Annotated in this window: 15 protein-coding genes; 10 read left to right on the top strand and 5 right to left on the bottom strand. The window is 64.2% G+C overall.

Translation table 11 applies throughout. The features are described 5' to 3' along the window. Positions 1–47: 47 nt before the first annotated feature. A complete protein-coding gene (locus tag PLANPX_RS03845) occupies positions 48–1,217 on the top strand; it encodes a metallophosphoesterase (RefSeq protein ID WP_152097449.1) in 1,170 nt (389 codons plus the stop codon). Positions 1,218–1,253: 36 nt separating this feature from the next. On the opposite strand, the gene PLANPX_RS03850 is transcribed toward PLANPX_RS03845, so the two are convergent. After that, a complete protein-coding gene (locus PLANPX_RS03850) occupies positions 1,254–1,958 on the bottom strand; it encodes a hypothetical protein (protein WP_152097450.1) in 705 nt (234 codons plus the stop codon). A 430-nt stretch (positions 1,959–2,388) separates the two neighbouring features. Between PLANPX_RS03850 and PLANPX_RS03855 the strand changes: the two genes are divergently transcribed. From PLANPX_RS03855 to PLANPX_RS03865, 3 genes are all read left to right on the top strand, one after another. Beyond that, positions 2,389–3,177 carry an inositol monophosphatase family protein gene (locus PLANPX_RS03855; RefSeq protein ID WP_172991851.1) on the top strand — a complete coding sequence of 263 codons (789 nt, stop codon included), beginning with the start codon at positions 2,389–2,391 and terminating at the stop codon, positions 3,175–3,177. Positions 3,178–3,479: 302 nt separating this feature from the next. Then, positions 3,480–6,959: a hypothetical protein gene (locus tag PLANPX_RS03860; protein ID WP_152097452.1), complete on the top strand. Its 3,480-nt coding sequence runs from the start codon at positions 3,480–3,482 to the stop codon at positions 6,957–6,959. Next, positions 6,956–13,618, top strand: a complete 6,663-nt coding sequence (locus PLANPX_RS03865; RefSeq protein WP_152097453.1) for a hypothetical protein — start codon at positions 6,956–6,958, stop codon at positions 13,616–13,618. Before PLANPX_RS03860 ends, PLANPX_RS03865 begins: the two co-directional genes overlap by 4 nt. 38 nt (positions 13,619–13,656) lie before the next feature. On the opposite strand, the gene PLANPX_RS03870 is transcribed toward PLANPX_RS03865, so the two are convergent. The 3 genes from PLANPX_RS03870 to PLANPX_RS03880 all read right to left on the bottom strand — a co-directional run bounded on the left by PLANPX_RS03870 (position 13,657) and on the right by PLANPX_RS03880 (position 15,689). Then, on the bottom strand, positions 13,657–13,932 hold the full coding sequence (locus tag PLANPX_RS03870) for a hypothetical protein (protein WP_152097454.1): 276 nt from the start codon (positions 13,930–13,932) through the stop codon (positions 13,657–13,659). 203 nt (positions 13,933–14,135) lie between these two features. Beyond that, the gene (locus PLANPX_RS03875; RefSeq protein ID WP_152097455.1) at positions 14,136–15,380 is read right to left on the bottom strand and encodes an NAD(P)/FAD-dependent oxidoreductase; all 1,245 of its coding nucleotides are present in this window, start codon (positions 15,378–15,380) and stop codon (positions 14,136–14,138) included. A gap of 39 nt (positions 15,381–15,419) precedes the next feature. Continuing rightward, positions 15,420–15,689 carry a hypothetical protein gene (locus tag PLANPX_RS03880; RefSeq protein ID WP_152097456.1) on the bottom strand — a complete coding sequence of 90 codons (270 nt, stop codon included), beginning with the start codon at positions 15,687–15,689 and terminating at the stop codon, positions 15,420–15,422. A gap of 360 nt (positions 15,690–16,049) precedes the next feature. On the opposite strand from PLANPX_RS03880, the gene PLANPX_RS03885 reads away from it, so the two are divergent. Together PLANPX_RS03885 and PLANPX_RS03890 are read left to right on the top strand one after the other, a co-directional pair. Continuing rightward, a complete protein-coding gene (locus PLANPX_RS03885) occupies positions 16,050–17,375 on the top strand; it encodes an efflux RND transporter periplasmic adaptor subunit (RefSeq protein WP_198421842.1) in 1,326 nt (441 codons plus the stop codon). Next, positions 17,372–20,482 (top strand): efflux RND transporter permease subunit, encoded by a 3,111-nt coding sequence (locus tag PLANPX_RS03890; RefSeq protein ID WP_152097458.1) that lies wholly within the window; start codon positions 17,372–17,374, stop codon positions 20,480–20,482. Before PLANPX_RS03885 ends, PLANPX_RS03890 begins: the two co-directional genes overlap by 4 nt. A 3-nt stretch (positions 20,483–20,485) precedes the next feature. Here the strand turns inward: PLANPX_RS03890 and PLANPX_RS03895 are convergent, their stop codons facing one another. Beyond that, entirely contained in the window at positions 20,486–21,421 is a 936-nt protein-coding gene (locus tag PLANPX_RS03895; RefSeq protein ID WP_172991852.1) for an SHD1 domain-containing protein, read from the bottom strand. 184 nt (positions 21,422–21,605) lie between these two features. Here PLANPX_RS03895 and PLANPX_RS03900 point away from each other — a divergent pair, with 184 nt between their 5' ends. The 4 genes from PLANPX_RS03900 to PLANPX_RS03915 all read left to right on the top strand — a co-directional run bounded on the left by PLANPX_RS03900 (position 21,606) and on the right by PLANPX_RS03915 (position 25,791). Next, positions 21,606–22,463: a transglutaminase family protein gene (locus PLANPX_RS03900; RefSeq protein WP_152097460.1), complete on the top strand. Its 858-nt coding sequence runs from the start codon at positions 21,606–21,608 to the stop codon at positions 22,461–22,463. A gap of 363 nt (positions 22,464–22,826) precedes the next feature. Further along, positions 22,827–23,222, top strand: coding sequence for an Hpt domain-containing protein (locus PLANPX_RS03905; RefSeq protein WP_172991853.1), 396 nt, complete (start codon positions 22,827–22,829; stop codon positions 23,220–23,222). A gap of 43 nt (positions 23,223–23,265) precedes the next feature. Continuing rightward, a complete protein-coding gene (locus PLANPX_RS03910; protein ID WP_152097462.1) occupies positions 23,266–24,318 on the top strand; it encodes a response regulator in 1,053 nt (350 codons plus the stop codon). A gap of 180 nt (positions 24,319–24,498) precedes the next feature. Continuing rightward, on the top strand, positions 24,499–25,791 hold the full coding sequence (locus tag PLANPX_RS03915) for an OmpP1/FadL family transporter (RefSeq protein WP_172991854.1): 1,293 nt from the start codon (positions 24,499–24,501) through the stop codon (positions 25,789–25,791).

Raw genomic sequence — 25,791 nt, forward strand, 5'->3', positions numbered from 1 at the left:
ATAGTTCGGTCACGCCGAACTTCATTCACCCTCAGCCGCAACCTGCCATGACAGCCGTTCTCGTCTGGACCGGACTGGCCGTCGCCGGCTTGGGGCATGCGCTGCTCTGGCTCGGCGTCGCGAACCGGCTGCACGGCTATGGCTTGCCGCGGCCGTTGGTGAAAACGATCGTGCCAGTAGCGGGAATCGTCGGGATCGCGGGAATTATGCTGCTCGCCCAGCGATTCCTGACGCGGGGCGACGAGCCTTTCAATCCGTTTGTCGTTCACGATGCGGTGGCGGTCTATTTGTGGATCTGTGCGACGATTGGCGCGGGGGCGTTCATTCTGAAGCCGTGGGTCGAATCGCAGCGCTACGACCGGACCGTGCTCCGTAGCTGGACGGCTGCTCGTCGCGACGTGGTGAAAGCGCTCGGCCATCGACCGCTTCGTTCGCTCAAGTCGCGGCTGCTTGCGGCGTTGCCGTTCAATGAAGCGATGTCGCTCTCGATCGATCGCAAGAAGCTGGCGATTCCCCGCCTGCCGGCGGAACTCGAAGGCCTGACGATCGCCCACCTCAGCGACCTCCACATGACGGGCGACGTGGGGCGGGAGTTTTTCGACTATATGGTGCGGCAGGTGAACGACCTGCGGCCCGACGTGATCGCCATTACGGGCGATATTATCGAAGAACCGGAGTGCTACCCGTGGATTCACGAGTCGCTGGCGAAGCTGTGCGCGCCGCTCGGGGTCTACTTTGTCCTGGGAAACCACGATGCGTTTATCGACGTTCGCCGCACGCTTGAGGAATTGAAGCATGCAGGTCTGATTCATGTCGGCGCCCGGCCGATCCGCGCGGATTGGAACGGCGTCCCCGTAACGCTGCTCGGCAACGAAGCCCCCTGGCTGCCGGGGCCGAAGGTCGGCGAACTGCCGGCTCGCCGCGCGGACGTGGAGGAATTCCGCCTCGCGCTGGTCCACTCGCCCGATCGAATCGCCTGGGGCCGGCAAGTCGACGCCGATCTCGTGCTCGCGGGGCACACGCATGGGGGGCAGATTCAGTTGCCGATTCTTGGCGTCGTCGCGAGTCCCAGCATCCACGGCGCCCGTTACGCCTGCGGCGTCTTCCGCCGCGGCGACGCGGTGTTGCATGTGAGCCGCGGCGTCAGCGGCGAAACGCAACTGCGATGGCGTTGCCCGCCTGAGATTGCGCTGTTGGAACTAACGGCACTGAAGTGACGGACTCGTCAGCTCGAAGATTCTCGCGAGCTCACGCTACGCCGTCAGCGCTGGCTCTTCGCCCGCGAGTTCCGCATGCAGCTTCGCCAGCTCGCTCCGTGCATCATCGCCGCCGAACGCTCCGCGAACTTGCAGTCGACGGATAACGCCTTTCTCCATGAACTGCGGTCCGAAGTTCCAGAACGCGCCGCTGAACCGCCGATCCGTTTCCGCGGCCGTCGCCGTGAAGTCGCCGAGGCGAGTCGCTTCGCAGTAAACGGCTCCCGAATCGCTAATGCACGAGATTCCCTCGCCGAGAACGGCAGCGGCGCGAGCGAACGCGCTGGAACTCACCGTCACCTGCGGATGCGCTTCCCACAACGGCGTCTGCACCGAGCAAATCAAATCGACCGTTGGCGTACCATCCGCCGCATCGATCGCGCGCCAGTAAAGCTGCAAGTTGAACGGCAGCTCCCGCGGCTCGCGGTAGCTCGCGACCAAATCGCGCCCGCGAATGTACGCATCGGCAATCGTCCACGGTTCGTCAGCCGACGTGCCGCGCGTTTCAGTTGCAGAAACGTCGACTCCCATCAGCGAACCGACGATCGCCGCCCCGTCGACGCGAATCGCCGTCAGCCCGTGCGAGGGCTGCGCCAGATCGATCATGCCGACGAGTCGTCCCGTGTGGAGAATGGCGCGATGGCCGTCGAGTTCCCAAAAATCTGAACGCGCCGCGCCGCCGCTCTGCAAATTCCCCGACATCGCCTGCTCCGGGCCGATTGGATAGTTGGATTCGTCGCCACTTATTTTGCGGCTCCCCTCCCCCAACGCGAGGGCCTGCGCGGCGCGAGACCAAAAAAAACCCCGCCGTTTCACCGAAGTGAAGCGACGGGGCCGGAACAGAGAAGAGGCCGGTTGTCTGTTGTGGGGGGATAAAGAAGATCAGTCAATGGCCTATCGCATCACTGCGAATGGTTATGCTGAACAGACTTCCAACCACATCCTCCTCGTTCACTGTGATCATACCCGGTCCAATCCTCATGTCCAGCTTTTTGTCGCGAGACTCCGCAGGAATTTTTCGGGAGACCGCACGAGATTCGCTATAAATAATCGCTACTTCCTAACCCGTAAGGTTTTGCGTCAAAATAGGTATCCCGACCGTCAAGTCTTGCCAACAGGTGCATTTCCGCCGATGAACGCCGCGAATCCCACTCCCGCCGAATTGCTGGCCGTCTGCGAACTCGCCGCCCGCGCCGGCGCCGAGCAACTCATCGCCTGGCGCGGCCGATTCAAGACCCGCGAGAAGGCCCCCCGCGATCTCGTCACCGACGCCGATTACGCCTCGGAAAAGGCCGTGCGGGCCGTGATCGCCGAGCATTTCCCGGATCACGGCATCCTCGGCGAGGAAGCCCCCGCGATGGAGCAACTCGAGCGGCCCTACTGTTGGGTCGTCGATCCGCTCGATGGGACGATCAACTACGCCCACGGTCTACCCTGCTATGGCGTCTCCGTGGCCGTCGCCAGCGGTGGAAAGCTTTTGGCCGGCGTGGTTTACGATCCCGAGCGAAACGAATCGTTCGCGGCCAGTTTGGGCGGCGGCGCCCGGCTCAATGGGGAGCTGATGCATACCAGTTCCGCTCAAACGGTCGAGGAATCGCTTGTCGCGGTCAGCTTCCCGCCGCGGCTCGATGATATTTCGCTCGATCTGCGGGCATTTATGCAGGTGGGGCCGCTCTGCCAGGCGATGCGGCGCACCGGTTCCGCGGCCTTGAACTTGGCCTATGTCGCCTGCGGGCGGCTCGATGCCCACTGGGCCCACGAAATCCACCCCTGGGACGCTGCCGCTGGGGTGTTGTTGGTGAGCGAAGCCGGCGGAGCCGTCACCGCAACCGACGGCCAGCCGTTCGATCTGGTTCGGGCCGATTACCTGGCCGCCTCGTCGACCCCGCTACACCAGCAGCTGCTGCCGCTCATCGGCTAGCGAATCGCTGCAACCCCTTCCAGTGAAATCGCTTACGGCTGCTTACGGAGAGGCGTCTAACCTGCCGCGCACGGTCCGTCGCAGCCCGCGCAATCCGCCGCAGATGCTGGTTTTTGCGACATTTTGCGGCCCACCGCCGCGTTGGTGAATGCTTTTACCTGGCCGCATGCTGCCTACAATGGAGGGACGCTCCCCTCTTTTCGCGTCGCTCGGCTGCCGCTCCCCAAACTGCGACACCCTTTTCGCCGTAGAATAGCCAGCTGCCGCCCTTTTCGCCTTTGTCCCTGAACGGTCGCTTCGACGTGCCCTGGTTACGCTTATTTCTGGCAGCATTCGTGCTAGCAGTCGGTTCGTCGCCGCTGCGCGCGCAGGAAGCAGTTCCAGAAACGCCGCCAGCCGTCGTCCCCGCTGGCCTTCCGCCGACCGTTACGGCTCCGCCAGTTGCCGCGCCGGCACCGGCGCCCGCGACCGTCGTTCCGACCACCCCTTCCCCTGGCGCCTTGGGACCTGACGTTTTCTTCCTTCCCGACGCGAACGGGAATCTCCGCCGCGTGCTCGGCTACCGCTACGAAGATTTCTTCCAGTCGTGGAGAGCTGCCCAAAGCCAGCAAGACGAAGTTCGCCAGCCAGAGTTCGCGCTCCTCGACCTGAGCGCCAACGCGACGGCCGAAGAAGACTTCGTTGCCATCGATCTGCGGATCGAAGTTGAGATCCAGTCGAGCAACTGGGTCGAAGTGCCGCTGCAGCTCGGCGCGCTGATCATCGACAACTGGAAGTCCGGCGGCAAAGACTCGCGTGACTTCATCTTGTTCGACCCCGTGCGTCAAAGCTACGTCGCCTGGATCCAAGGCAAACCGGGCGACCGTCGTGAGATCGAGCTCACCGGCAAACTCATCGTGCAACGCGACGGTGACAGCCGCCAACTGGAGGTTGAACTCCCCGCTGCGGCGACGTCGCACGTCGACTTCACCTCGTCGGGCGAAGTGGAGATCGAAGCGCCGAAGCTCGCCATCCATTCCACCGTCACCGCCGACGACGGCCGCTACACCTCGCAGATTGAAGGAGCCAAAGGTCGGCTCGCGTTGCGTTGGGGACCGCGCGTCGTCGAGCAGTTCGATCGCGCCGCCACGCTTAGCGCCGGCGTCGACGCCACGGCGACGATCGATCCAGGCCGCATCACCTACGAAGCGGTCGTCGCGCTCCGCAGCTTTGGCGAACCGCTCGATCGCGTTCGCATCCGCTTGCCGCGCGGCGCCGCGGCCGCATCGCTGCCCGCCGGGGCCGGTTACGAACTGATTCCGATTGCCTCAACTTCCGGCCGAAATGGCTCATCGCTGGTGGAGGTCCGCTTCGACCAGCCCTCCGCCACCCCGCCGCCAGTGCGGCTGGTCGCGGAGCAAACCGGCGGCGCCGACGCCGCAGCCCCGATGACTGCGACTCCGTTCGAGGTCGTCGGCGCGTTTCGGCAGCGAAATCAGCTCGTGATCCGCGTCAACGAGCTCCTCCATGCCGACTTCCATGGCGAGGGGCGGATCGAGCAGATCGACCCGCTGGAACTGCCTGAGAACCTACGAACGCCCGCGCCGCTCGCCGCCTTCTCTGGCGCCGGCGCCGACTGGGAACTAGCGATCAGCACGCAGCCGCGGCAACGCAAAGTCCGCGTCACTCCCACCTACGCAATGAATCTCGGCAGCCACGGCGCCACGCTCGACGTGACGCTCGACTACCAATTCCTCGGCGGCCGCACGTTCGAACTGCGAGCCGATTTGCGCGGCTGGGAACTGACCGAACAGCCGATCGAATCAGGCGGCGTCGTTGATCTCATCGAGCAGCATGTCACGCCCGCGGGCGTATTGGTGTTGCCGCTGAAGGAGTCCGACCTGCAGCAGACGCGCGTCCGCTTCACCCTCCGCCGCGAAGCGGGCTTGGGCCTGCACGATTTGCCGCTGCCGCAGCTCCTCGAGGCTTACACGCTTCCGGGCGTCCTCTCGGTAAGTTGCGACGATGCTTGGCGGGCAACGGTGCAAGTCGAAAACTCCAGCGGCATCACCTCCGCAGAGTCGAATGGCCCGACGAATGGAACCGCGAACGGCGTCGCGAATGGAGCTGCCGCGACTCCCGCTTCGGCGATCGCGGCAACGCCCGCGCTGGATGTGCCGGCGACGCCGCCTTCGCGCCGCGACGCCGCAGCCCGTCGCTTCCAGATATTCCTCGAGCGGCCGCGGGTCGCCATCGACGTCAGCGAGCGCGAGCAATCGATTGCCGTTGATTCCACCGTCGACGGTAAGCTCGCCGACGGCCGGCTCGAAGTCGAGCAACGACTCCGCTACGACATTGCGTTTCAACCAGCCAGCGAGCTAACCGCGACAATCCCGGCGGCGTTGTCGTCGAATTCCGCGTTTCAGCTATTGCTCGACGGTCAGCCGCTGCCGGCGACGGCGTTCGAGATTCAACCGCTTTCCGCAACCGCGACGGCAACCGAGCTCAGTCGCCGACTCGTGGTGCGGCTTCCGCGCGCGACCGTCGGGCGGACCGTCCTGCAGCTACGCTCGGCGTACGCGATCGACGAATCGCAACAAACGGGACGTGCGAAAATCACGTTGCCGCTCGCCATCCCCGCGCTGCCAGCCGCGACGCGCGCGAACATCGCTTCTGCCGCGGGGCAGGCGCGAGTGGCGTTATGGTCCGACGCCGAGACGGAGCCGTGGCGCTCCATCGCTCCCGACTCGACCGGCGTCGGCATCGACCAGCAACCGACGTTGCTGCAGGCCTCCGCGGCGAAGCCCGTCGGCGAACTTTCGCTGCGATTGGAGCCTGCCCTCGGCGACGCGCCAGCGGAGGTGCGCTGCGATGCGACTTGGGTGCAGACCTGGGTCGTCGGCGGGCAGCGGCAAGATCGCTTCGTCTACCGTTTCCGCACGAGCGCCCCGCAGGTGGAGCTCGTGCTTCCAGAAGACTTCGAGGGGCGTCCGCTGGAGGCGGTGCTCGATGGCCAGGTGATTCCCGCCGATCGCAGCGGAGCACGACTAACCGTCGTCTTGCCGCAAGGCGACGGGTTGCAAACGCACACGCTTGAGTTGCGCCGACATGCTCCGCAGCGAATCGCCGCGACCACCGGTCTGAGTGCGAGCTTCCCGATGATGGAGAACGTCCAAGGGACGCGTCCCTTCTTTTGGCAACTGATCGTGCCGCGCGACATGTCGGTCGTGACGACTCCGGCTGGCATGAATGGCGAGTACAAACTTGGTTGGCGCGAGTGGAGCTGGGGCCGGCAGCCGACGCAGGGGCAAGACCAGCTCGAAGAATGGACAAATGCGACTTCCGCGCCGGAACTGCCTGCCTCGACGAACGAGTACCTGTACAGTGCGTTCGACTCGCCGGCGGCGGCCGATGTGCAACTGGTTCGCCGTGCGTGGTTGATTATCGCCGCCGGCGCAGGAGCGCTCGCCGTCGGTTTGGTCGCTCTCTACACGAACCTTGGTCGCACCGCCGGTTTCTGGCTCGCCGCCATGATTGCCGCGGTCGCTTCGCTCGCCGCCTACCCCGAAGCCGCCGTCATGCTCGTGCAGGCGATCTTCCTGGGCGGCGCGTTCACGATTGTTTCACTGCTCACGCGTTGGCTATTGGCCGATGTTCGCATCCGCCGTTCGGCGCCCCCGGCCCCGCCGAGTTCCGTCGCCAGTCTGACGGCGACGCAGCCGTGGCTCGGCGAACGCCCCGACGATTCCATCGTCGCGACGACTTCCGGCTCGACGCGCCAAGTCAGCGGGACGTCGCCATGAGCTGCGCGCGCCGTTGGTTGCTCCTGGCATTGATCGCGACGTTTGCAGCGCCGTCGTCTCGCTCCGCCGTCGCTCAGCTGGCGCCCTCGCCAGCCGCAAACGCCGCCCCCGCGACGGCGATCGAGTATCGCCGCGTGTTCGTGCCGGCTGATCGCACCGCCGATTGGCCGACCGGCGGTGCGCAGTTCCTGCCGATCGAACGGAAGGAATTTGAGCGTTTGGTCGAGCAAGCCGAACAACGCCGCCAGTTGGACCGAGTCGGTGGAGCGCAGCTCGAGTCTGCGGAGTACACGGCCCGCTTGGCCGAAGGGGATGCTCTTACTGGCTCTGCCAAGCTGGCAGTAAAGCTGGTTGAGACCAAGACGCCGGCCGTCTTGTCGCTTGCCCCTTGGAACGCCGTGTTACTACGAGCACGCTGGCAGAACTCGGCGGCCGAGTCGTCTCCGGCCACGATCGGTTTGTGGACGGCCGCGGCGGGATCTCCAGCCAAATACGGCTTGCTCGTCGAGCGAACCGGTGCGGTCGAAATCGACTGGCAACTGGCCGTGGAGCGCCAAGCCAACGAACTTGAATACCTGCTCGAACTCCCGAACGCCGTCACGCAGCGACTGACGCTGGAACTTCCGCCAGGGGCCGCGCCGTCGATCGCCACGGGACAATTGATTGCAGGCCCCGTGGCCGCGCCCGGCGGAAATCAGCGGTGGGTGTTTCAACTCGCCGGCGGCGGCGAGCATCGCATCCGCATCAGCCGGCCGATGGCCGCCGGCGTTGCCGAGGCACTTGATGCGACCGCGTCGCTGCCGCTCGCGGCGATGACGGAGGCGTATCACCTCACCCCCGATGGCGCCGACTACGAAGGCGAACTCCGTCTTCAACCACGCGGGACGCCGCTCACTGAGTTGCGTCTGCAGACCCCGCCTTCGCTGCACATCGCCGAAATCAGCGTTGATCGACAAATCGTCGAATGGCGGCGCGATCCCGACGAAGCCGGCGTCATCACGGCCTTGTTGCCAGCGCGGCCGAGCGGCGTCGGCGACGCTGCGGTTGTCGTGACGATTCGCGGCGCCGCGGCGGCGAACTTCGAATCGGCGTGGAAGTTGCCGAACATCGTGGCGGAGCAAGTTTTTTGGACCGAAGGAACGACGACGCTCTGGATCGATCCGGCGCTCGAGCTCCGCGCGATCACCCCGCGCGAGTGTAGTTTGCTCAACGTCGTTGGGGTTGGCAGCGGCGCCGCGGGCGAGGTGTATCGGCTGCAGTCGTGGTCGTCCGCCGCGGCGGCGGAAATTGTCGTTGGCGATCGTCGCGAGGTTGGGCATGCTCGCAGCGCCACAGTCGCGGAATTTTCGGACCGCGAAATCGTTGCTCGCAGCCGTACCGTTTTCTGGGCGGAGGGGGGGCGTACGTTCCATGTGATCGCGCCTTTGGTTGCTGATTGGAACATCGAGTTGGTCGAGGGGGCGCCGGCCGACGCGATTGTCGAATGGCACGTCGAAGAGGGCGAGCACCGCCAGCTCCACTTGCAGTTACGGCGTTCCCCGACCGCGGCCGAGCCGCTGACCGTCGCGATCTCCGCCCGCAAACCATGGCGGGCTTGGACGCGGATGGCGACGCTCGGCGATTTAGAGTTTGTCCGATTCCCGAGCGCCGGAGACCAACGCTGGTTACTGGTCAAGGATCGACGCGGTAATCAAATCATCCCCGACGCCGAGCTTGCCGACGCCGTCGCTGCGGCCGCTGCGTTGCCTGTCGACGCTCAGCCGCTGTTGGGCGACGCCGTCAGCGGCCTGCTACTCGACTTGAACGACGCCGATCCCGCGTCGCTCGTCACCGTCGCCTCGACGGCGGCGCGGTTCGCGGCCGAGGCGCGGCTCGATCTGACCGCGGCAGCCGCTGGTTACGAACAACGGGCCGAATTTCTTTGCCGGCCGCTCGCTGGCTCGCTCGTCGAACTGAGGTTGCTGGCTCAGCGGCCGCTCCCTGCCGACGCTGAGTGGGATCTCGAATCGGGCGAAGTGCTCAGCGTTGAACCGATCGCCAATGCGACGGCTCCTCCGCCGAATACGGCCGCAACGGCCGACGGAGCGAAGGCCCCCGTGCAGTATCGCTTGAGGCTGCCTCAAGCGCGCACGGCGCCATTTCGGTTTCACGTTACTTGGCGTAGCGCTGCGGCGTCGGACGCCGTCGTAAACCAGCTGACGCTGCCCGATGCCGAGAATTGGCAAGCGTGGGCGATCTTCCGCGGCCGTGCGGAGGCGGTGGACGTCGATTCCCGCGGCGCCGCCGCTGCTCCCGTGCTGCCTCCTGCAGCCGCCGGTCAATTGCCAGCGCTCGCCTGCCTCCGCTTGGGCGATGATCCTGCCATGTTGATCGCCGACGCTCCCGGGTTTACCACCCGTCTGCTGACGACTCAAGCGTTTCCTCCTGCAGCCGCGGCAGCGGCGAATCAGCTGCAGCCAACGGAAAAGCCAGCGAGCGAGACTGAAAATAAGCCCGCACAAACGGGCGTCATTGCATGGAGTTGCCATGCTCAAACGCAGCAGCTCGCGGACGGCACGCAAAGCCATCGCATCGTTTACGCCGTTGAGTCTCCGCAACCCACCGACGTCCAGCTGACGGCGCCTGCAGGCGCATCGTTTGTTTCCGTTGCGGTCGACGGTCACGCGCTCGTCGCCGCGCCGGCAGTCGTCTCCCATCGCGTCCGCTTTCAACTTCCTGGCGTTGCCGCTCGCCAAGCGCTCGTCGTCCAGTTGGAAAGAAAGATCGCACCGCTCGAACGCCATGCTCAAATCGAACCCGCGCTACCGGAGGCGTCGTTTCCCGTCGTCCGCGGCACCTGGAACCTCCGCTGGCCGGCCGCATACAACGCCGTCGCCCAGGACGGCTCCGTCGCGAGCGCGAAGCGAGCCGGTCTCGCCGCGGCGAGCGTCTCGGCGAACGATTGGCTGGCGCGATTGTTCGGTCCGGTGTCTGGTCGCGGCGGCGAACGTTGGTACGACGGCATGCTGCTGGCCCACGTCGACGCCGCCTCGCCGGTAATTCCTGCCACTTCGACGCGGCTGGCCGCGCCCGGCGGCTGGACGACGCTCACGCAGTCTTTCGTTGACCATCCCGCGCCGGTCGCCCTGCGTCTGGCGAGCGGCGAACAAGCCAACTGGCACGTTGCGTGGCTGATCGCCGCCGTCGCTTCCGCCTGGCTGTGGGCTCGCTCGCGTCGCGGCGTCGTCACACTCGCCGCTGCTGCCGCCGCAATCTGCTTGACGGTTCCGCTGCCGCTCGTCCCCTTGCCGCAAGCGGTGTTCTTAGGGGTGCTCACCGGCGCCGTCGTCCGCCAATCGGTCAGCTTCCTGACGCGGCAGCGCCGCGAGACCGATCGCTCGCTCGCCGCCCACGCGGCGGTCCTGTTGTCCTTGACGTTAGGCTGGCAGGCATTGGTCGAAGAGAACGCAGCAGCCGCTCAAGAAACGGCGCCGCCGCAAGTCTTCTTCCCCGTCGATGATCAGGGGCAACCTGTCGGCGACGACGTTTACGTTCCCGCCCCGATGGCCGCGAGCCTGCTGCCGACTACGGCCGGCGTGGCCGAGTCCGCTACCTTGGTCGATGCGAACTACCAAGTCGAGCTCGAACCGTCGGCAGGCGTCAACCAGATCGTCGCGACGCGAGTCGTTCTCCGTTTTCGTTGGAAATCAGAACGCACGAACGCCGTCGTCGAACTTCCGCTCCACGCAGCAGACGGATTGTGGGATGCCGCTCAGTTTCTTCTCGACGGTCAGCCGATTACGCCGAGTTGGAACGTGGCGGGAACCTCTATCGCTTTCACGCTGGCAAAGTCGGGCGATCATGAACTCACGGCGCGCATGACTCCCGTCGCTGCATCGTCATCGGCGGCGCAGGTCTCGCGGCTGCAACTTTCCGTTCCGCCGCTGGCGGGCGGGACGCTCGAGGTGCTCCATCCAGCCGGCCTGATGGCCGTGCACGCGACTGCCGCTACGCATGTCGCCAGCGAATCGAGCGCTGCCCGGACCCTGTTACGACTGGCGCCCGCCGAGACGCTCGACCTCGTCTGGCCTGCTCGGCTTGCGAACGACGGCGCCGCGATCGCCGTCGAACAACTTTCGCTGCTGGAGGTCGATCCCGCGGCCGCGCGCCTCGACGTGCGGTTGCGGCTCAGCGGCGACGGCGCCGTCGACGCCATTCGGCTGCTCGCATCGCCGCAGCTGAAGCTCCTGCCGCTGCCGGAAGGTTCGCCGCTCGAAATCTCGCCGAGTTCGCTGAGCGAAGCGAATCAACCAGGGCTAGTGGAGCTTCGCTTTCGCTCGGCCGCGACGTTGCCGCAAACGGTCGCGTTGCAGTTCCAATTGCAGCGCACCCTCTCGGTCGGCCGCATCGACTACCCGTGGGTCGACGTGTTAGGGATGAATGTTCGTTTGCGTCATTTTGCGGTGATCGCCGATCCGCGGTTGCGGGTTCGCGACAACGCCGGCGCCGGCCTGGCGCCCGTCAGCCCTGCCGAACTCGAACCATTGTGGGGGCCGGCTGTTTCCGCCTCGTCGCTGCAGTACGCCGCGTCCGTGGCTAACCCGCAGTGGTCGCTAGACGTAACGCCTACTCCGCCGCGATTTTCGTCGCGCGAGTCGCTCGAACTCCACTGCGATGATCACGATGTGCGCGTCGTGTACACGGCGGCGATCGCCGAGCTAGGCGGCGAGTTGCTTGCTCATCGTTTGTCCGTTGCGCCTGAACTGCAAATCGAACAAGTCTCCGTCACGCTTGAAGGCGTTGGCGGCGACATTCCCGTACGTTGGGCGCGTCCGCGGCCAGATCAGGTGCAGCTCTTCCTCAGTCGGCCGCTCACCGAATCCCACGTCATTCGCGTTGCCGGACGGCTGCACGACATGATCGTGGCGACGCCCCCCGCCGCCGCAACGGCCGACGCGGGTACGCTTCCTGCGATCGAGCGTCGCGTCCAAGTGCCGCGAATTGGCCTCGAAGCGAGTCCGACGGCGCCGATTGATTTGCTTCTGTTCCGCGCGAGCGACCTGCTCGTCGGCTGGGCGGACGCAGCGCCGCCAGCGAAAGCAACGCCCGTCCCGGTCGATTCGAACCAAGGCCTGCTCGTTGGGCAGTACGCCCTGGCCCGCGGAGCCGCCGCGTTGCCGGAACTTGTCATCAGTCCCAACAACGCCGAGTTCGACGCCGACGCGCTGCTTATGCTCGAACTCGATCCCGCTGAAACTGTCGCCGAGTGCCGCCTGCGAGGCGAGGCGAGCCGCGGCCTCGTCGATACGATCGAGTTGATCGTCGACAAGAACTGGCGGGGCCCGTTCGCCGCCGATCAAGGCGCCCGCGTCACAGTGCGCGATCTGCCGGCCGATCCTGATCGCCAACTCCTGGAAGTTCGCTTGGCCGCCCCGGTTGCGGCGGGCGGTTCGTTCGGGGTGCGCGTCCGCGGGCCTGTCTCACTGGAAACCGACCAACGTATTCGCTTTCCTTCCTTCCGCATCGCGAATGCCAAGCAGCAACAGGCGTTTCTCGTGTTGCCCCCCACCGCGGGCAATCTCACGGCGGAGTGGACGCTCCGCGGTCTGCAACCGCAGCGACTGCCGAAAGAGCTCACTACCGCGCTGGGAGTGGAAAAGTCACCGCAAGCGTACCGCGTTTTGCGCGAGCGGTTCATCGCCGAGCAGCGAGTTTTCCCCGATGCGATGCGCGTCGCTGCGTATCGACAGGCCGAGAATCGCCTCGAGATCGACGCCGCGGGGCATGTGGCCGCACAATCGCAACTGATCGTCCAAGCCGGCGGCGGCGACGTCTGTCGCGTCACGCTTCCGGCTGGCGCGGAGCTTGAGTACGCCTCCGTTGACGGCGTACCGCAGGCGGCGCCAACGGTCGCCGACGGCGTCTGGCAGGCGCCCGCCGGTTCCAGGTTCCTGCCGCGAGTGTTTCTGCTGAGCTATCGCTTGCCACGCGCGAGCATGAAGTCGTCGCGGCACTTTTCTGTGCCGCAAGTCGCCGTCGACGGCCGCACGTTCGCGCCGCAACGGTCGCTGTGGCAAGTCGTCGACGCACGTTCGGTCGAATCGACCGCCAAGGCCAAGCCGCTCGGCGCCGCCGAATTTGCCGCCGCCGCACGCCGCGGCCAGATCGACGCCTTCCTCGACGCCTACCCGTTGGCGTCGCAGCTCGCGGAGTGGGAACTGCAACTCTGGCGGCAACCCTGGTTCGATCGACTCGACGCGACGGCTGCGAGCGACGATCCCGAAGCCTGGACGCGATTGCGCGAGCGTTTCGGCAGAAGCTCGTCTTCCAAGAAACCGCCGGCAGACGTAGCCGATGCGCGGGAGCTTCCGTCGCACGAATCGTTGCTCGCGCGTCATTTCCAAGGCGACGATGAGGGCGCGCTGGAGTTAGTTCCGCAACGCGAGCCCCTTCCTTACTTCCGTTGGTTCGGCGCGTTCGCCCTTGTCGCCGCGATCGGCTTCGTCTGGCGGCACCCCGTAGCGACGCATACGATCGCGCTGCCGGTCCGCCGCTGGCCCTACGCCGCCGTCGCTGCCGCGGGCGCGCTCTGGTGGTGGTACCTCACCCCCGCCCTCCCGGGCCTCGCGATCACCGCCGTCGCCGTGATCGCGTATTGGAAGTCCCGCAAGACGCTGTGATCGAAGCAACTTCTTTCAGCTTGCGATGGGACTTTCTTTCAGCGGATACGAATGCCGCACAGATGCAAGATCAGCGTCAATACGAACCACACTAGAAACAACGATCCAAGGCCGCCCACACCCACGCACCACCAGGCCCGCCATTTTCCATAGAGCATGCCGTCGGCGCGGCGAATTGCCCGCAGCGCGTCGATGCCGATAATAAGAGAGTAAAGTGAGCCGATTCCGCACAGCCAGACGAATGAAAAAATCACGCCGCGATAGAGCCGTGCACTTATTCGTTGTTGCTCGGCCAGGAGTTCAGTATCTGTCATCGCCCGCCGATTAGCTTGGTGTGATTAAGTAGCTAAGCAGTAGTCAGAATGTCGCGGTGCGAGTATCTGCAGCCTTCCGCGAACATATAAATTTCACTCCAGTGTCGCTATTTAACCAAATGGATACGGCGTTGTCTACTTAATGTTAGCGAGCGTCATGCCTCGCCAATATCGGACTGGTCGCTTCAGCGACCAGTGGCGTTTCAAGATTGATAGGCCGGCGGCCGCTGCACCACCGGCGCCGCCGCTTCCAAAATCTCCCGTCGATCGCCCCCGCGCGGCGGATAAATCCGCTCGCAGTTAATCACCCGCTTCGTCGCCTTCGCCGTGGCGCCGACCGCGACGACATGCCGATCCCACCCTTCGGTGTATAGCGCTCCCCACGGGCCAAGATCGAGCACGGTGACATACCAATCGATCCGCAGCGGCAACATTGGCAAGCCGAGCAGATCGCACACGACGTTGTGGCCCGCGAACCGCCCCATCGGCCGGCCATGTTGGCACGACATCACCGAGGCGTGCTGCTCGTCCATCATCGCCACCGCCGAATCGCCGGCAGCGAACACATGAGGCATGCCCTTCACTTGTAGGAACTCGTTGACCGGTAGCCGGCCGAGCCGGTCGCGCTGGACAGGAAAGAGTTCAGTCAGCTGATTAGCCCGCATCCCCGCGCACCACACGATCGTTCCCGCGGGAATGAGTTCCCCCGATTCGAGCGTCGCCCCGGCAGCGCTCAATGCTGAGACGCGCACCCCAGTCCGCGTCTCGACGCCGAGCGCAGTGAGCGCCTCAGCGATTACCGGTTGCGCCGCCGCTCCCATGTCGGAACCAATGTGATCGCCATGATCCGCCAAAATCACGCGGACTTCCCTACCCTCTTCACCGCTCGCATCGCGCAACGCCCGCAACCGCCCCGGCAACTCCGCCGCGGCTTCAATCCCCGTCAACCCCGCCCCCACGACCAACACCACCCACCGCGCCCGATCCCCCATCGTCGGACTGGTCGCTTCAGCGACCAGTCGCCCCAGATGCGACTCCAACCGCGCCGCCCCGTCATACGTATCAATATCAAACGCATACTCTGCAAACCCCGGCAACGGCCGCCGCACCAACTCGCTCCCCAGTGCAAAGACCAGCCGATCGTACGCCAGCACCACCGCTCCGCCGGCGCCCTGCACGTCGACCGTCTGTCGTGCAAAGTCAATCGACCGGACGTCGCCCTCGACCAGCCGCACGCCAATCGGATCGAGCACCTCGGACAGCGGCACCCGCGTCGCCGCTAAGTCGGCCTCGTAGTTGCGAACGCGAATGCTGTGATACGCATCGCGGTTGACGAGCGTCACCTCGACGTCAGTGCCGCCGATGCCGAGTTCATCAAGCTTCCGCGCCGCTCCGGCCGCGCTCCACAACCCCGCGAAGCCGCCGCCTAGCACCAAGATCCGTCGCATACCAGCTCCTGCCGCCTTGTCGTCCGTATGATGGCTATCTCAAGAATGCTTCCGCTGCCGCCACTCGTTCCAAGCATAACGCACGAACGCTCCGAGCCCCGCGAAGCGGTACGTCGGGTCAACGTAGTGCTCAATCACGTAGAACGCAAAGTAATACGCCCGGCAGAACGCCCACACCGCGATGCCCACGAGCAGCGCCAACTGCCAGTCCGGATACTTCACGAGGCACAGCCCGACGGCGAGCGTCCCGAGTGCGACGAACAGCGCTCCCTTCGCGTAGAGGACGCGCTTGCTGGTGATGTCACCCATCGCTCCACTCCCTGCCGCCGGTCGGCCAAGCCGCTCAGAAGTTGTTCGAGAAACCAAAAACCTAAAAGTTTCCACTCGAAAACGGCTACTCAATCTGTAATGCTCATGCTGTGTAATTGTTGCCTGAGCGAGCAGACGCTTGAGTTGTTGCGGATCGATCGTTCAACCGCGAGACCGCATGACAATTGGTCGTTAGTGACGCGACTTGCGAACGCTGGCGACAAAATCTTGCGCCTTGCTCATTGAACGCAGGCGCCCGCCTAGACAACAAGTTACGACGACGCCTCACGACGCAAGTCGACAGCCTCCTTAATTATGTCGCCAAAAACGAACATGACGACAAAATCACGACAAATAGCAATGCAGCCCCCAGCAGCCGCGGGTCAACGACCCGCCGGAGCGACCCTCAACAAGCTCCGCCCCTCACACCTTCTGCTCACACTCGTCACCGCAATCACCGCCGGCTGCACCCCGCCAGTCGCCGAGCGTACCGAACCAATCCGCCCGGTGAAGACGATGGTCGTCGCCGCCGGCGGCGACGTTCGCACCCGCATCTTTCCCGGCGTCGCTGAAGCCGCCCGCCGCGTCGAACTCGCCTTCCAGGTCCCCGGCGTCCTGGTGAAGTTCCCGGTGAAGGAAGGCCAGCGCGTCGCGAAGGGCGAGGTCATCGGCGAGCTCCGCCCGGACGAGTTCCAGGCTCGGCTCACGCAGCTGCAAGGCGAGCTCGACCAAGCCCGCGCCGTCCTCCGGCGGCTCCAATCGGGCGAACGCCCCGAAGAAACGCTCCGCCGCGAATCGCAAGTTCGCGCTGCCGCGGCCCGCATGGCCAACGCTCGCGCTGAGTATGGCCGCTTCGAACAGCTCGTCCGCAACAGCGCCGTCTCGCGATCGCAGTACGAAATCGCCGAGACTGCCTATCAAGTCGCTCAAGAGGAATATCAAGCGGCCGTTCAATTGCTCGAGAAGGGAGCGATCGGCCGCGAGGAGGATATCGACGCCCAAGCGGCGACGGTTCGCGGCCTCGAAGGTCGCGTCGTCGAAGCCGCCCTGCAACTGAGCGACGCCACGCTCGTCGCGCCCTACGACGGCGTCATCGCTCAACGCTTTGTCGAAGAGGGGCAGAACGTCCGTGCGAAGGAGCCGATCGTTCGTTTCCAAGATGTGGAAGAAATCGAAGTCGTCGTCGACGTTCCCGAAACGGTGATGGCCGCCGACATTCGCACGGCCGACGTGATCGATCTGCAAGCCGAGTTCAGCGGCGCCCCCGGCCTCCGCTTCCCCGTCGAAATTCGTGAAATCGCCCAGGTCGCCGACCCGACGACGCAGACATTCAAAGTCCGCACCGCGATGCAGGCGCCGACCGACGTGACGATTCTCCCCGGCATGACGGGCACGGTGACCGCCGACTTCCGCCGCGCCAGCGTGCTGGGCGATCGGTTGCTCGTCCCCGTCTCGGCGGTGGTGAAGAAAGACGCCGGCGACCAGATCGTGTGGGTGATTGAAGGCGATGGAGATGCCCAAAAGGTCGCCAAACGCACCGTGAAGCTAGGCGACGCCAGCGGCGGCGACATCGAGATCGTCGATGGCCTGGCGCCCGGCGATCGCATCGCCATCGCCGGCGCCTCGCGACTCCGCGACGGCATGCTAGTTCGCGACCTCGGCGATCAGCTTGGGGGCGCGCAATGAATCTCGGCGTCCTCACCGTTCAAAAAAATCGCATCGCGTTCGTCTCGATGCTCCTCATCGTCGTGGGCGGCATCGTCGCTTACCAGCGGATGGGGCGGCTCGAAGATCCCGAATTCACGATCAAAGAAGCCCTCGTCATCACTCCTTATCCCGGGGCCAGTGCCGAGGACGTCGCCCGCGAGGTGACGAACCCGATCGAAATCGCCGTCCAGCAACTCGGCCAACTCGAACGGGTCGAGTCCGAGTCGTCGCGCGGTCGCTCGGTAGTAAGCGTCGTGATCAAGGATGAATTCGACAAGCATTCGATCCCGCAGGTCTGGGACGAGCTCCGCCGCAAGATCGCCGACGCCCAGCCGCAGCTGCCCCCCGGCGCCCGCGGGCAGTCGATGGTAATCGACGATTTCGGCGACGTTTACGGCATCTTCCTCGCAATCACCGGCGAAGGTTATTCGCAGCAAGAACTCCGTCGCTACGCAGAATTTCTCCGCCGCGAACTGTTGCTCGCAACTGATGTGAAGAAGGTCGATCTCTTCAGCGAGCAGCAAGAACTCGTTTACCTCGAACTCTCGCGGCATCGCCTCGCGCAGCTCGGGCTCAACGAGGAAGAAATCTACGCGCAGCTGCAAGCCCGCAACGTCGTCGCCGACGGCGGCCGCGTCCAGGTCGGCGACGAGCATTTGGCGCTCGATCCCAAGGGCGGCTTCAACTCTGCCGACGAAATGCTGGAACTGGTGATCGGTTCCGACCGCTCCGGCCGGCAACTCATCCTGCGCGACGTGGCGACCATCGAGCGGGCCGACCGCGATCCGCCGCGGCGGATCCTGAAGTACGACGGCCAGCAGGCGATTGGCCTCGGCATCTCGACGGTGCAAGGGGGCAACGTCGTCACGATGGGCCAGGCCGTTCGCGCGAAGCTCAATGAGCTCAAACGCAACCAGCCGATTGGCATCGAGATCGAAGAGATCAACTTCCAGCCTGAAGCGGTCACCGCCGCTACCAGCGATTTCATCTTCAATCTCATCAAGGCGGTGAGCATCGTCGTCATCGTCCTCATGTTCGCGATGGGGCTGAAGACCGGTCTCATCATCGGCATGGTCCTCTTCCTCACGATCATGGCGACGTTCCTGGTGATGTTCCTCGACGGCGACATCCTCATGGAGCGGATCTCGCTCGGGGCGCTGATTATCGCCCTCTGCATGCTCACCGACAACGCGATCATCATCATCGAGGGGATCAAAGTCGGCATCGAAGCGGGCCGCGAAAAGATGGAGGTCGTCCGCGAGGCGGTCTTCTACAACCAGTGGCCGCTGTTCGGCGCGACAGCGATCGCGGTGATCGCGTTCGCGGCGATTGGGCTCTCGAACGATAGTACGGGCGAGTACTGCAACTCGCTCTTTTGGGTGATTTTCATATCGCTCACGCTCAGTTGGATTTCGGCAATCACGCTCACGCCGCTGCTGAGCAGCATGTTTTTCTCACCGAAAGCTCCCGCAGCCGCCGGCGAGACTGACAAATCCGATCCTTACGGCGGGCCGATCTTCACGGCGTACCGCAATCTGCTCGCACTTTCGCTCCGCTGGCGCGGCCTCGTCATGGTCCTCTCGGTCGTGGCGTTCATCGCCTCGCTGTGGGGCTTCGGCTACGTCAAGCAAAGCTTCTTCCCGCCGGCGACGCGGCCGCAATTTATGGTCGACGTGTTCCTGCCGGCCGGGACCCACATCCGCGAAACCGAATCGACCGCCGCCGCGATCGAGGCCTACATCCAAGAGCAGCCCGGCGTCAGCAACGTCACCACCTTCGTTGGCGGCGGCGGGTTGCGGTTCATGCTCGTCTACTCGCCCGAACGCGAGAATCGCGCCTACGTGCAGTTTCTGGTGGACGTAAGCGATCCGAACGACATCAGCCAGCTAATCCTCGATATCCAAAAAGAACTCGACGAGCGCTTCCCCAACGCCAACGCCGTCGCGAAGAAGTTCCTGCTCGGCCCGGGCGCCGGCGGCCGCGTACAAGCTAGGTTCCAAGGGCCCGATCCCGCCGTGTTACGGCGCCTTGCCGATCGCGCGGTGCGAGCGATCGAAGACGACGGCAACGCCATCGGCGTGCGGCACGATTGGCGTGAGCGCGAGAAGGTGATTCGCCCCGACCTGTTCGAACTACAAGCCCGTCGCAACGGCATTACGCGGGTCGAGGTGGCCCGCGCACTCGAGTCGGGCTTCGAAGGCCGCCCCGTCGGCTTCTTCCGCGAGCCAGGCGCCGACCGCGGGCTGTTCCCGCAAGAGACGCGGCTGCTCCCGATCGTCGCCCGCCCGCCGCTTGCCGAGCGGAACGACGTCGACGCCCTGCGCAGCATGCAGATCTGGAGCCCGGTGGCGGGGCGGATGATTCCGCTCAGTCAGGTCGTCTCTTCGGTCGACGTCGGTTGGGAAGATCCAGTGGTGATGCGTCGCGACCGCTTCCCGACGATCACCGTCCACGCCGATCCTCGCAGCGGATTGCCGAGCGAACTCTTTGGCCGCATTCGCGCCGACGTGGAGAAGATCAAACTTCCCGCTGGCTATTCATTCGAATGGGGCGGCGAGTACGAAGACTCAAGCAACGCCCGCGCGGCCCTCGCCAAGTCGCTCCCCGCGGCGCTCGCGCTCATGGTGCTGATTGTCGTTTGCCTGTTCAACTCGATCCGCACGACGCTGGTGATCTGGCTGATCGCCCCGCTGGCGATCATTGGCGTGACCGTCGGGCTACTGCTTACCGGAATGCCGTTCGGGTTCATGGCCCTGCTCGGCGTCCTGTCGCTTGGCGGCGAGCAGATCAAGAACTCGATCGTCGTGCTGAGCAAAGTCTTCCAGGAGATTCAGCGCGGGGCCGATCCCTACCGGGCCCTCCTCAGCGGCAGCGTCGCCAAGCTGCGGCCGGTGATGATGGTTGCGATCACCACGGTGCTCGGCATGATCCCGCTGACGCAAGACCCGTTCTTCGCGTCGATGGCCGTGGCGATAATGTTCGGCCTGTCGTTCGCGTGCGTGCTCACGCTGATCGTGGCGCCGGTGCTGTTCGCGATCTTCTACGGCATCCACGAACCGGCGCCGGTGAAGAAGAAGCGGAAGTAAACCCTAGCGCCGGCGGGAAACGCGCCGCACCGGACCGGCCACGTGTCCCGGATACTGCTTCATCGCGGCGTCGACCGCCTCGAGATTGTTGCGGCCCGTGACAACGACCCACAGCGGAGGACCGAACTTACCGGCGGCCGGATAGAGCGTCACTTCCCACAGCGAAGTGACGCCCGCCTGGATCGCCTGCATGTTGAGCTGCAGCAATGCGATCTGCCGCTGCACTTGCTCGTCTTGTTGCCGCGCGGCGGCAAGCGACCGCAGCAAGAAGCCCATGTCCTCTTCTGCTTCGTAGTCTTGCTTGGCATGCGCGGCGAGCCACTTCTCCCAGCCCGGCTGGAGGAGCTTGAGGTCGGCGTCGCTAAGCAAAAAGAACGGCACGGCAAACTCATCGCCGCTCTCGGCTTCGATGACGATGCCTTGCACATGGAAGGTCTGCGGCTTGTCTCCCTCGGCGATCAGCCAGCGACGCAACTCGCGGCCGTTGGCTTGGGCGATCTTCCCCTCATGGGCGACGAGCTGCGGCACGATTTGCTGATAGAACTCCGGCAGGTTGTTCATCAACCGGTCGTTGACGAAGATCCGATTGCGGCGGCGATCGATCGTCACGTCGCGATCGGCGAAATCAACAACCTTCCCTTTGATGGTCAGCCCGCTCTTAAGGGTCCACTCCTGGGCCGCGTCGAGCGACTTGGTCGAGCTTTCTTCCGCTTCCTTCGACTTGAGGTATTCGCGGTCCGCGTCGGAGAGGTCGGCGATGGCGAACGCCGCGAGCTCGTGATCGCCGCGCCGCAGCACGACCACCTCGTCGTCGAACGACACAAGGTCGGCCTCCAGCGAGTATTCGCCCGACTTGTCGGCCCATTCACGGGCATCCACGGGGCTCAGCACGAGGGAGCTGCAAACGATCGAGGCAAACGCGGCAGTCGAAAAACGCACGGCAGGGCTCCTGCGCCGGTGATCATCAAGTTTCAGAGGGACTTTTATATTACTTCAAGCAGCGGGCCGCGTCAGCCTTCCCGGGCGGCGGGAGTGTCCCGGCGACGGGCCCGCCATTTCCCCGCACCTGCGGCGGCTTTAGAATCACTCGCTCCCCTCCCCCGCGTCTCGATTTCGGCCGACGATGAAACGCATCCGCATCATCCACGATACCCACTACTCGTACCACGAACCGGTCGAGTTCGGGCCCCATCGAGCGATGATTCGGCCGCGGGAGGGGCACGATGTCCACATCGCGGCGATGGAGCTCGCCATCGAACCCGCCGCTAAGGTGCGCTGGCTGCGCGACGTGTACGGCAATTCGATCGCGGTGATCGAGTTCCTGGAACGGGGTGCCGAGCTGCGGATCCACTCGGAGATCGACGTCGACCTGTTCGACGATCGGCCGATCGACTGTGCGATCGATCCGCAGGCGGCCGAGTATCCGTTTCAATATGGAGCTGATGAGCAGATCGAGATCGTCCCGTACCGCCTGCCGAGCTACCCGCACGATGGGCCCGCGCTGCAGAAGTGGTTACTCGATCTTTATCGCCCCGGGCAACTCGCGAACACCGCCGATCTGCTGCTGGCGCTCAACACCCGCATCTTCGAGGGCTTTCAGTACATCCCGCGCGAAGAGGCGGGGGTGCAGCTGCCTTGCCAGACGCTGGCGTTGGGTTCGGGCTCGTGCCGGGACTACGCCGTCTTCATGATGGAAGCAGCCCGGCATTGGGGTTTTGCAGCGCGCTTCGTCACCGGTTACATCCAGATGGCCGACGGGCAGCATGGCGCGACGCATGCCTGGACCGAGATCTACCTCCCCGGCGCTGGTTGGCGGGGTTACGATCCGACCAACAATAAGCTTGCCGGCAGTGAGCATGTATCGGTCGCCGTCGCCCGCGAGCAAGACAAAGCAATGCCGATTTCGGGCGGCTGGTTTGGCGCTGGGAACGCATTTAAGGGGCTGAGCGTTTCCGTCCAAGTCGTCGGCGTCGACGGCTGAGTGGGGTTTGAATCGCGACAAGCTCGGCGTCGCCCGATGCGAGCAACAGTCGCAATCGGCATGTCCGTTACGACCGGGCTCCCCTTTTGTGCGACATGGCGAGAGGCCTGAGGCGACGTGCGCAACGCCGGCATCTGCCTAAATTGCGGCCGGTTCCTCGATTTTTCAACGGATTTGAGGCGGTTTTGCCTCACCTCGCGGCCATCAGACGTTATTTCACCCGCCCCGTCCTGCGCACCGCGTGAACTAGAGTTTCTTAGCGATTGGCGTGCATGCGACGGTCATAGCGTATTGGTGCTATGGGTATTTGTCGATGTGCGCGTCATTAATTAAGTCGTGATGCGTTTCTCAAAGGTTACTGAGATGACCACCACCCAGTTCGATGCCTTGGCCAAAGTGATCAACGTCGACGACCTGATGAGTCGTTGTATGGGGAACTTGGACTTTGTGGAACGCATTTTGACGATTTTCCAATCGCGTTGCGAAGCCGATGTCGTGGAGTTGGAGGAAGCGATTCAATGCGCCGACCTGCCTCGCGTGCAGCGGATTGCCCACCGCCTCAAAGGCGCCTGCGCTAATGCCGGGGCCACGAATCTTAGCCAACGGGCGAATGAACTGTGGTCTGCCGCGAATAAAGAGTTTACCGACCTGCTGGCCGCTCGCTTCGTTCAGTTCCGCCAGGAATGGAACGATTGCACGGCCATCCTGACCAACGACGCCTCCCAAAGCTCGCTGCCAGCCATGGCGGCGACGCCCTGAGCGAGGCGTCCGCGATCACCGCACCATTTGACGGGTTCCTGCGATGCATGTGCTAGTAGTCGACGACGACGTGGTTTCCGCCGAGTTCCTCGCGAACACGTTGGTCCATTTTGGCTACGAAGTGACCGTCGCGTCGAACGGGCGCGAGGCCTTCCACCTCATTCGTACCGGCAAGTACTCGATCGTCGTCTCTGATTGGGAGATGCCGGAGATGAGCGGCCCCGAGCTCTGCCGCCAGATCCGCTGCCGCCAGTGGAGCGGCTACATCTTCTTCATCCTCGTCACTTCGTACGGCGCCGAGCACGTCGTCGAAGGACTCAAAGCGGGCGCCGACGACTTCCTGACGAAGCCGTTCCAGCCGAGCGAATTGCGGGTTCGCCTCCGCACCGGCGAGCGGATCCTTTCGCTGCAGAGCCGGGACGTGATGCTGTTCACGCTAGCCAAACTGGCGGAATCGCGCGATACCGACACGGGACTTCACCTCGAACGGATGCGAGAATACTGCCGCGTCCTGGCCGAGGAACTGTCGACCTGGGACAAGTACCGCGACGTCGTCGACGGCGACTACGTCCAGCTGATGTACCTCACGAGTCCGTTGCACGACATCGGCAAGGTCGGCATCCCCGACAGCGTGCTGCTCAAACCGGGCCCTCTTACCAAGGAGGAGTTCGAGATTATGAAGCAGCACGTCACCATCGGCGGTGAAACGCTCGCCGCGGCGACGAAGGCTCATCCCGACGCCAAGTTCCTGACGATGGCCCGCGACATTGCCTTCACCCACCACGAACGTTTCGACGGCACCGGCTATCCGTTTGGGCTGCAAGGCAAGCAGATTCCACTGTGCGGCCGGCTCACCGCGCTGTCGGACGTGTACGACGCGCTGCGTAGCCAACGGGTGTACAAGCCGAAGTTCAGCCACGAAAAGGCCCGGCAGATCATCCTCGACGGGATGGGAACGCAGTTCGACCCCGACGTGGTCGAGGCCTTCCTCCGTCGCGAAGAGGAAGTCGTGCGGATCTCTGAGACGCTCGACGAGCCGATGCTCGCTGCGGAAACTCGCACCGAAACGGCTCCGCCGGAGCCGGCTCTCGTCTAAGTTCGCCCGAGAGTTTTCTCAACCGGCAAGGTCGACGCCAGCACCGTCGATTTGAGCGACGCGACTGCTGGAATTGCCTGCGCGCAGCCTGTCTGGTTTGCCGATCTTCACCCCTAAAGCTCTGCACTGTTTAGACTTTAGGGATGGCTGCCGATTCGCATTGGCGGCAAAGGAGGCTCCGTGCGACGCCCTCGGCGATTCTTGGCAGGGGCCGCTTTGTGCCTATCGTGCGCCGCACCCGCGGCTGCCGATGGCATCATTCTCGACGGCGTCTCGGCGTTCACCATCGGCCGCGGCGGTACGAATATCGCCTTCGCCGACAACGGTTCGATCCTCCACGACAACCCTGCCGCGATGGGGCAGATGGAAAGCGAGGGGATGTTCCAGCTCGGCGCCACCGGGCTATGGACCGAGTTCCAATACTCCGACGCCAACAACCCAGACACCGTCGGTCAGCATCAGTTCTACGTCCTGCCCGAGATTTCCTACATCCGCAAGATGTCGGATGAGTGGGCGTTCGGCGCCGGCATCTTCTCGCCGGCCGGGTTCGGCTCGATCTTCAATCTCGAAGGCCAAGCGCCGTTTCCCGGGCCGCAACGCTACAAGTCATTCGGTTCGCTTTCGAAGCTATTGTTCGGCGCTTCGTACACGCCGACCGATCGGTTGTCATTTGGCGCCACGATGGGCCCCGCCCTGTCATTCGCGAACTTCGAGGGTCCGTACACGCTACAAGGGCCAACCGCTCCCGGGCTGCCGACGCTGCTCGACATGGAAGTCGATGGTTTCGCCCTCGTGTGGTCGGCCGGCGTGCAGTACCAGCTGACCGACAGCACGTCGATCGGCGCCTCGTACCAAAGTCGCAGCAAGATCGAGGCGAGCGGCACCACGACGGTCGACACGCCGCTTGGTTCCACCAGTTACGATACCGACGCGACCATTACTTGGCCGCAATCGGTCGGCTTGGGCGTGCGTCAGCAACTGACTTCACGACAGGTCGTTTCGGCGGACGTGATTTGGTTCAACTGGGCCGATGCGTTCGATTCGTTCGACATCACGCTGACGAATCCGAGCAATCCCGCGTTCCCGCCGATCACCGAGCAATTCCCGCTGTTGTGGCAGGACAGCGTTTCGACGCGGCTTGGCTATGAGTACCACTTCGACGGCGGGCAGGTGATTCGGGCCGGTTACGTCTACCACCGGAACCCCAGTCCGGCGTCGACGATGACGGTGTTCATCCCCGCCGCGCTCGAGCAAGCTGTGTCGATGGGCTACGGCTGGATGTGGCGCGACTGGAACGTGAACCTCGCGTACATGTACTCGTTCGGCTCGCACGAGTACGAGACGACCAGCCAGTTGATCGGCGGCGACTTCGACAACAGCGTTCACTACGACCAAACGCACGCCGCGGCGATCAGCTTTACGAAGCTGCTCGGTCCGAAGCAAGGCTGCGAGTGCTCGTCGCCCATACGGTAG

It is taken from the genome of Lacipirellula parvula (assembly GCF_009177095.1).
Classification (GTDB): Bacteria; Planctomycetota; Planctomycetia; order Pirellulales; family Lacipirellulaceae; genus Lacipirellula; species Lacipirellula parvula.

Bases quoted from the DNA above. Each gene is read 5' to 3' on its own strand.
- PLANPX_RS03890 (WP_152097458.1), top strand. From the start codon at position 17,372: ATGAATCTCGGCGTCCTCACCGTTCAAAAAAATCGCATCGCGTTCGTC.
- PLANPX_RS03870 (WP_152097454.1), bottom strand. From the start codon at position 13,932: ATGACAGATACTGAACTCCTGGCCGAGCAACAACGAATAAGTGCACGG.
- PLANPX_RS03855 (WP_172991851.1), top strand. From the start codon at position 2,389: ATGAACGCCGCGAATCCCACTCCCGCCGAATTGCTGGCCGTCTGCGAA.
- PLANPX_RS03845 (WP_152097449.1), top strand. From the start codon at position 48: ATGACAGCCGTTCTCGTCTGGACCGGACTGGCCGTCGCCGGCTTGGGG.
- PLANPX_RS03905 (WP_172991853.1), top strand. From the start codon at position 22,827: ATGACCACCACCCAGTTCGATGCCTTGGCCAAAGTGATCAACGTCGAC.
- PLANPX_RS03880 (WP_152097456.1), bottom strand. From the start codon at position 15,689: ATGGGTGACATCACCAGCAAGCGCGTCCTCTACGCGAAGGGAGCGCTG.
- PLANPX_RS03910 (WP_152097462.1), top strand. From the start codon at position 23,266: ATGCATGTGCTAGTAGTCGACGACGACGTGGTTTCCGCCGAGTTCCTC.
- PLANPX_RS03900 (WP_152097460.1), top strand. From the start codon at position 21,606: ATGAAACGCATCCGCATCATCCACGATACCCACTACTCGTACCACGAA.
- PLANPX_RS03865 (WP_152097453.1), top strand. From the start codon at position 6,956: ATGAGCTGCGCGCGCCGTTGGTTGCTCCTGGCATTGATCGCGACGTTT.
- PLANPX_RS03850 (WP_152097450.1), bottom strand. From the start codon at position 1,958: ATGTCGGGGAATTTGCAGAGCGGCGGCGCGGCGCGTTCAGATTTTTGG.
- PLANPX_RS03885 (WP_198421842.1), top strand. From the start codon at position 16,050: ATGCAGCCCCCAGCAGCCGCGGGTCAACGACCCGCCGGAGCGACCCTC.
- PLANPX_RS03875 (WP_152097455.1), bottom strand. From the start codon at position 15,380: ATGCGACGGATCTTGGTGCTAGGCGGCGGCTTCGCGGGGTTGTGGAGC.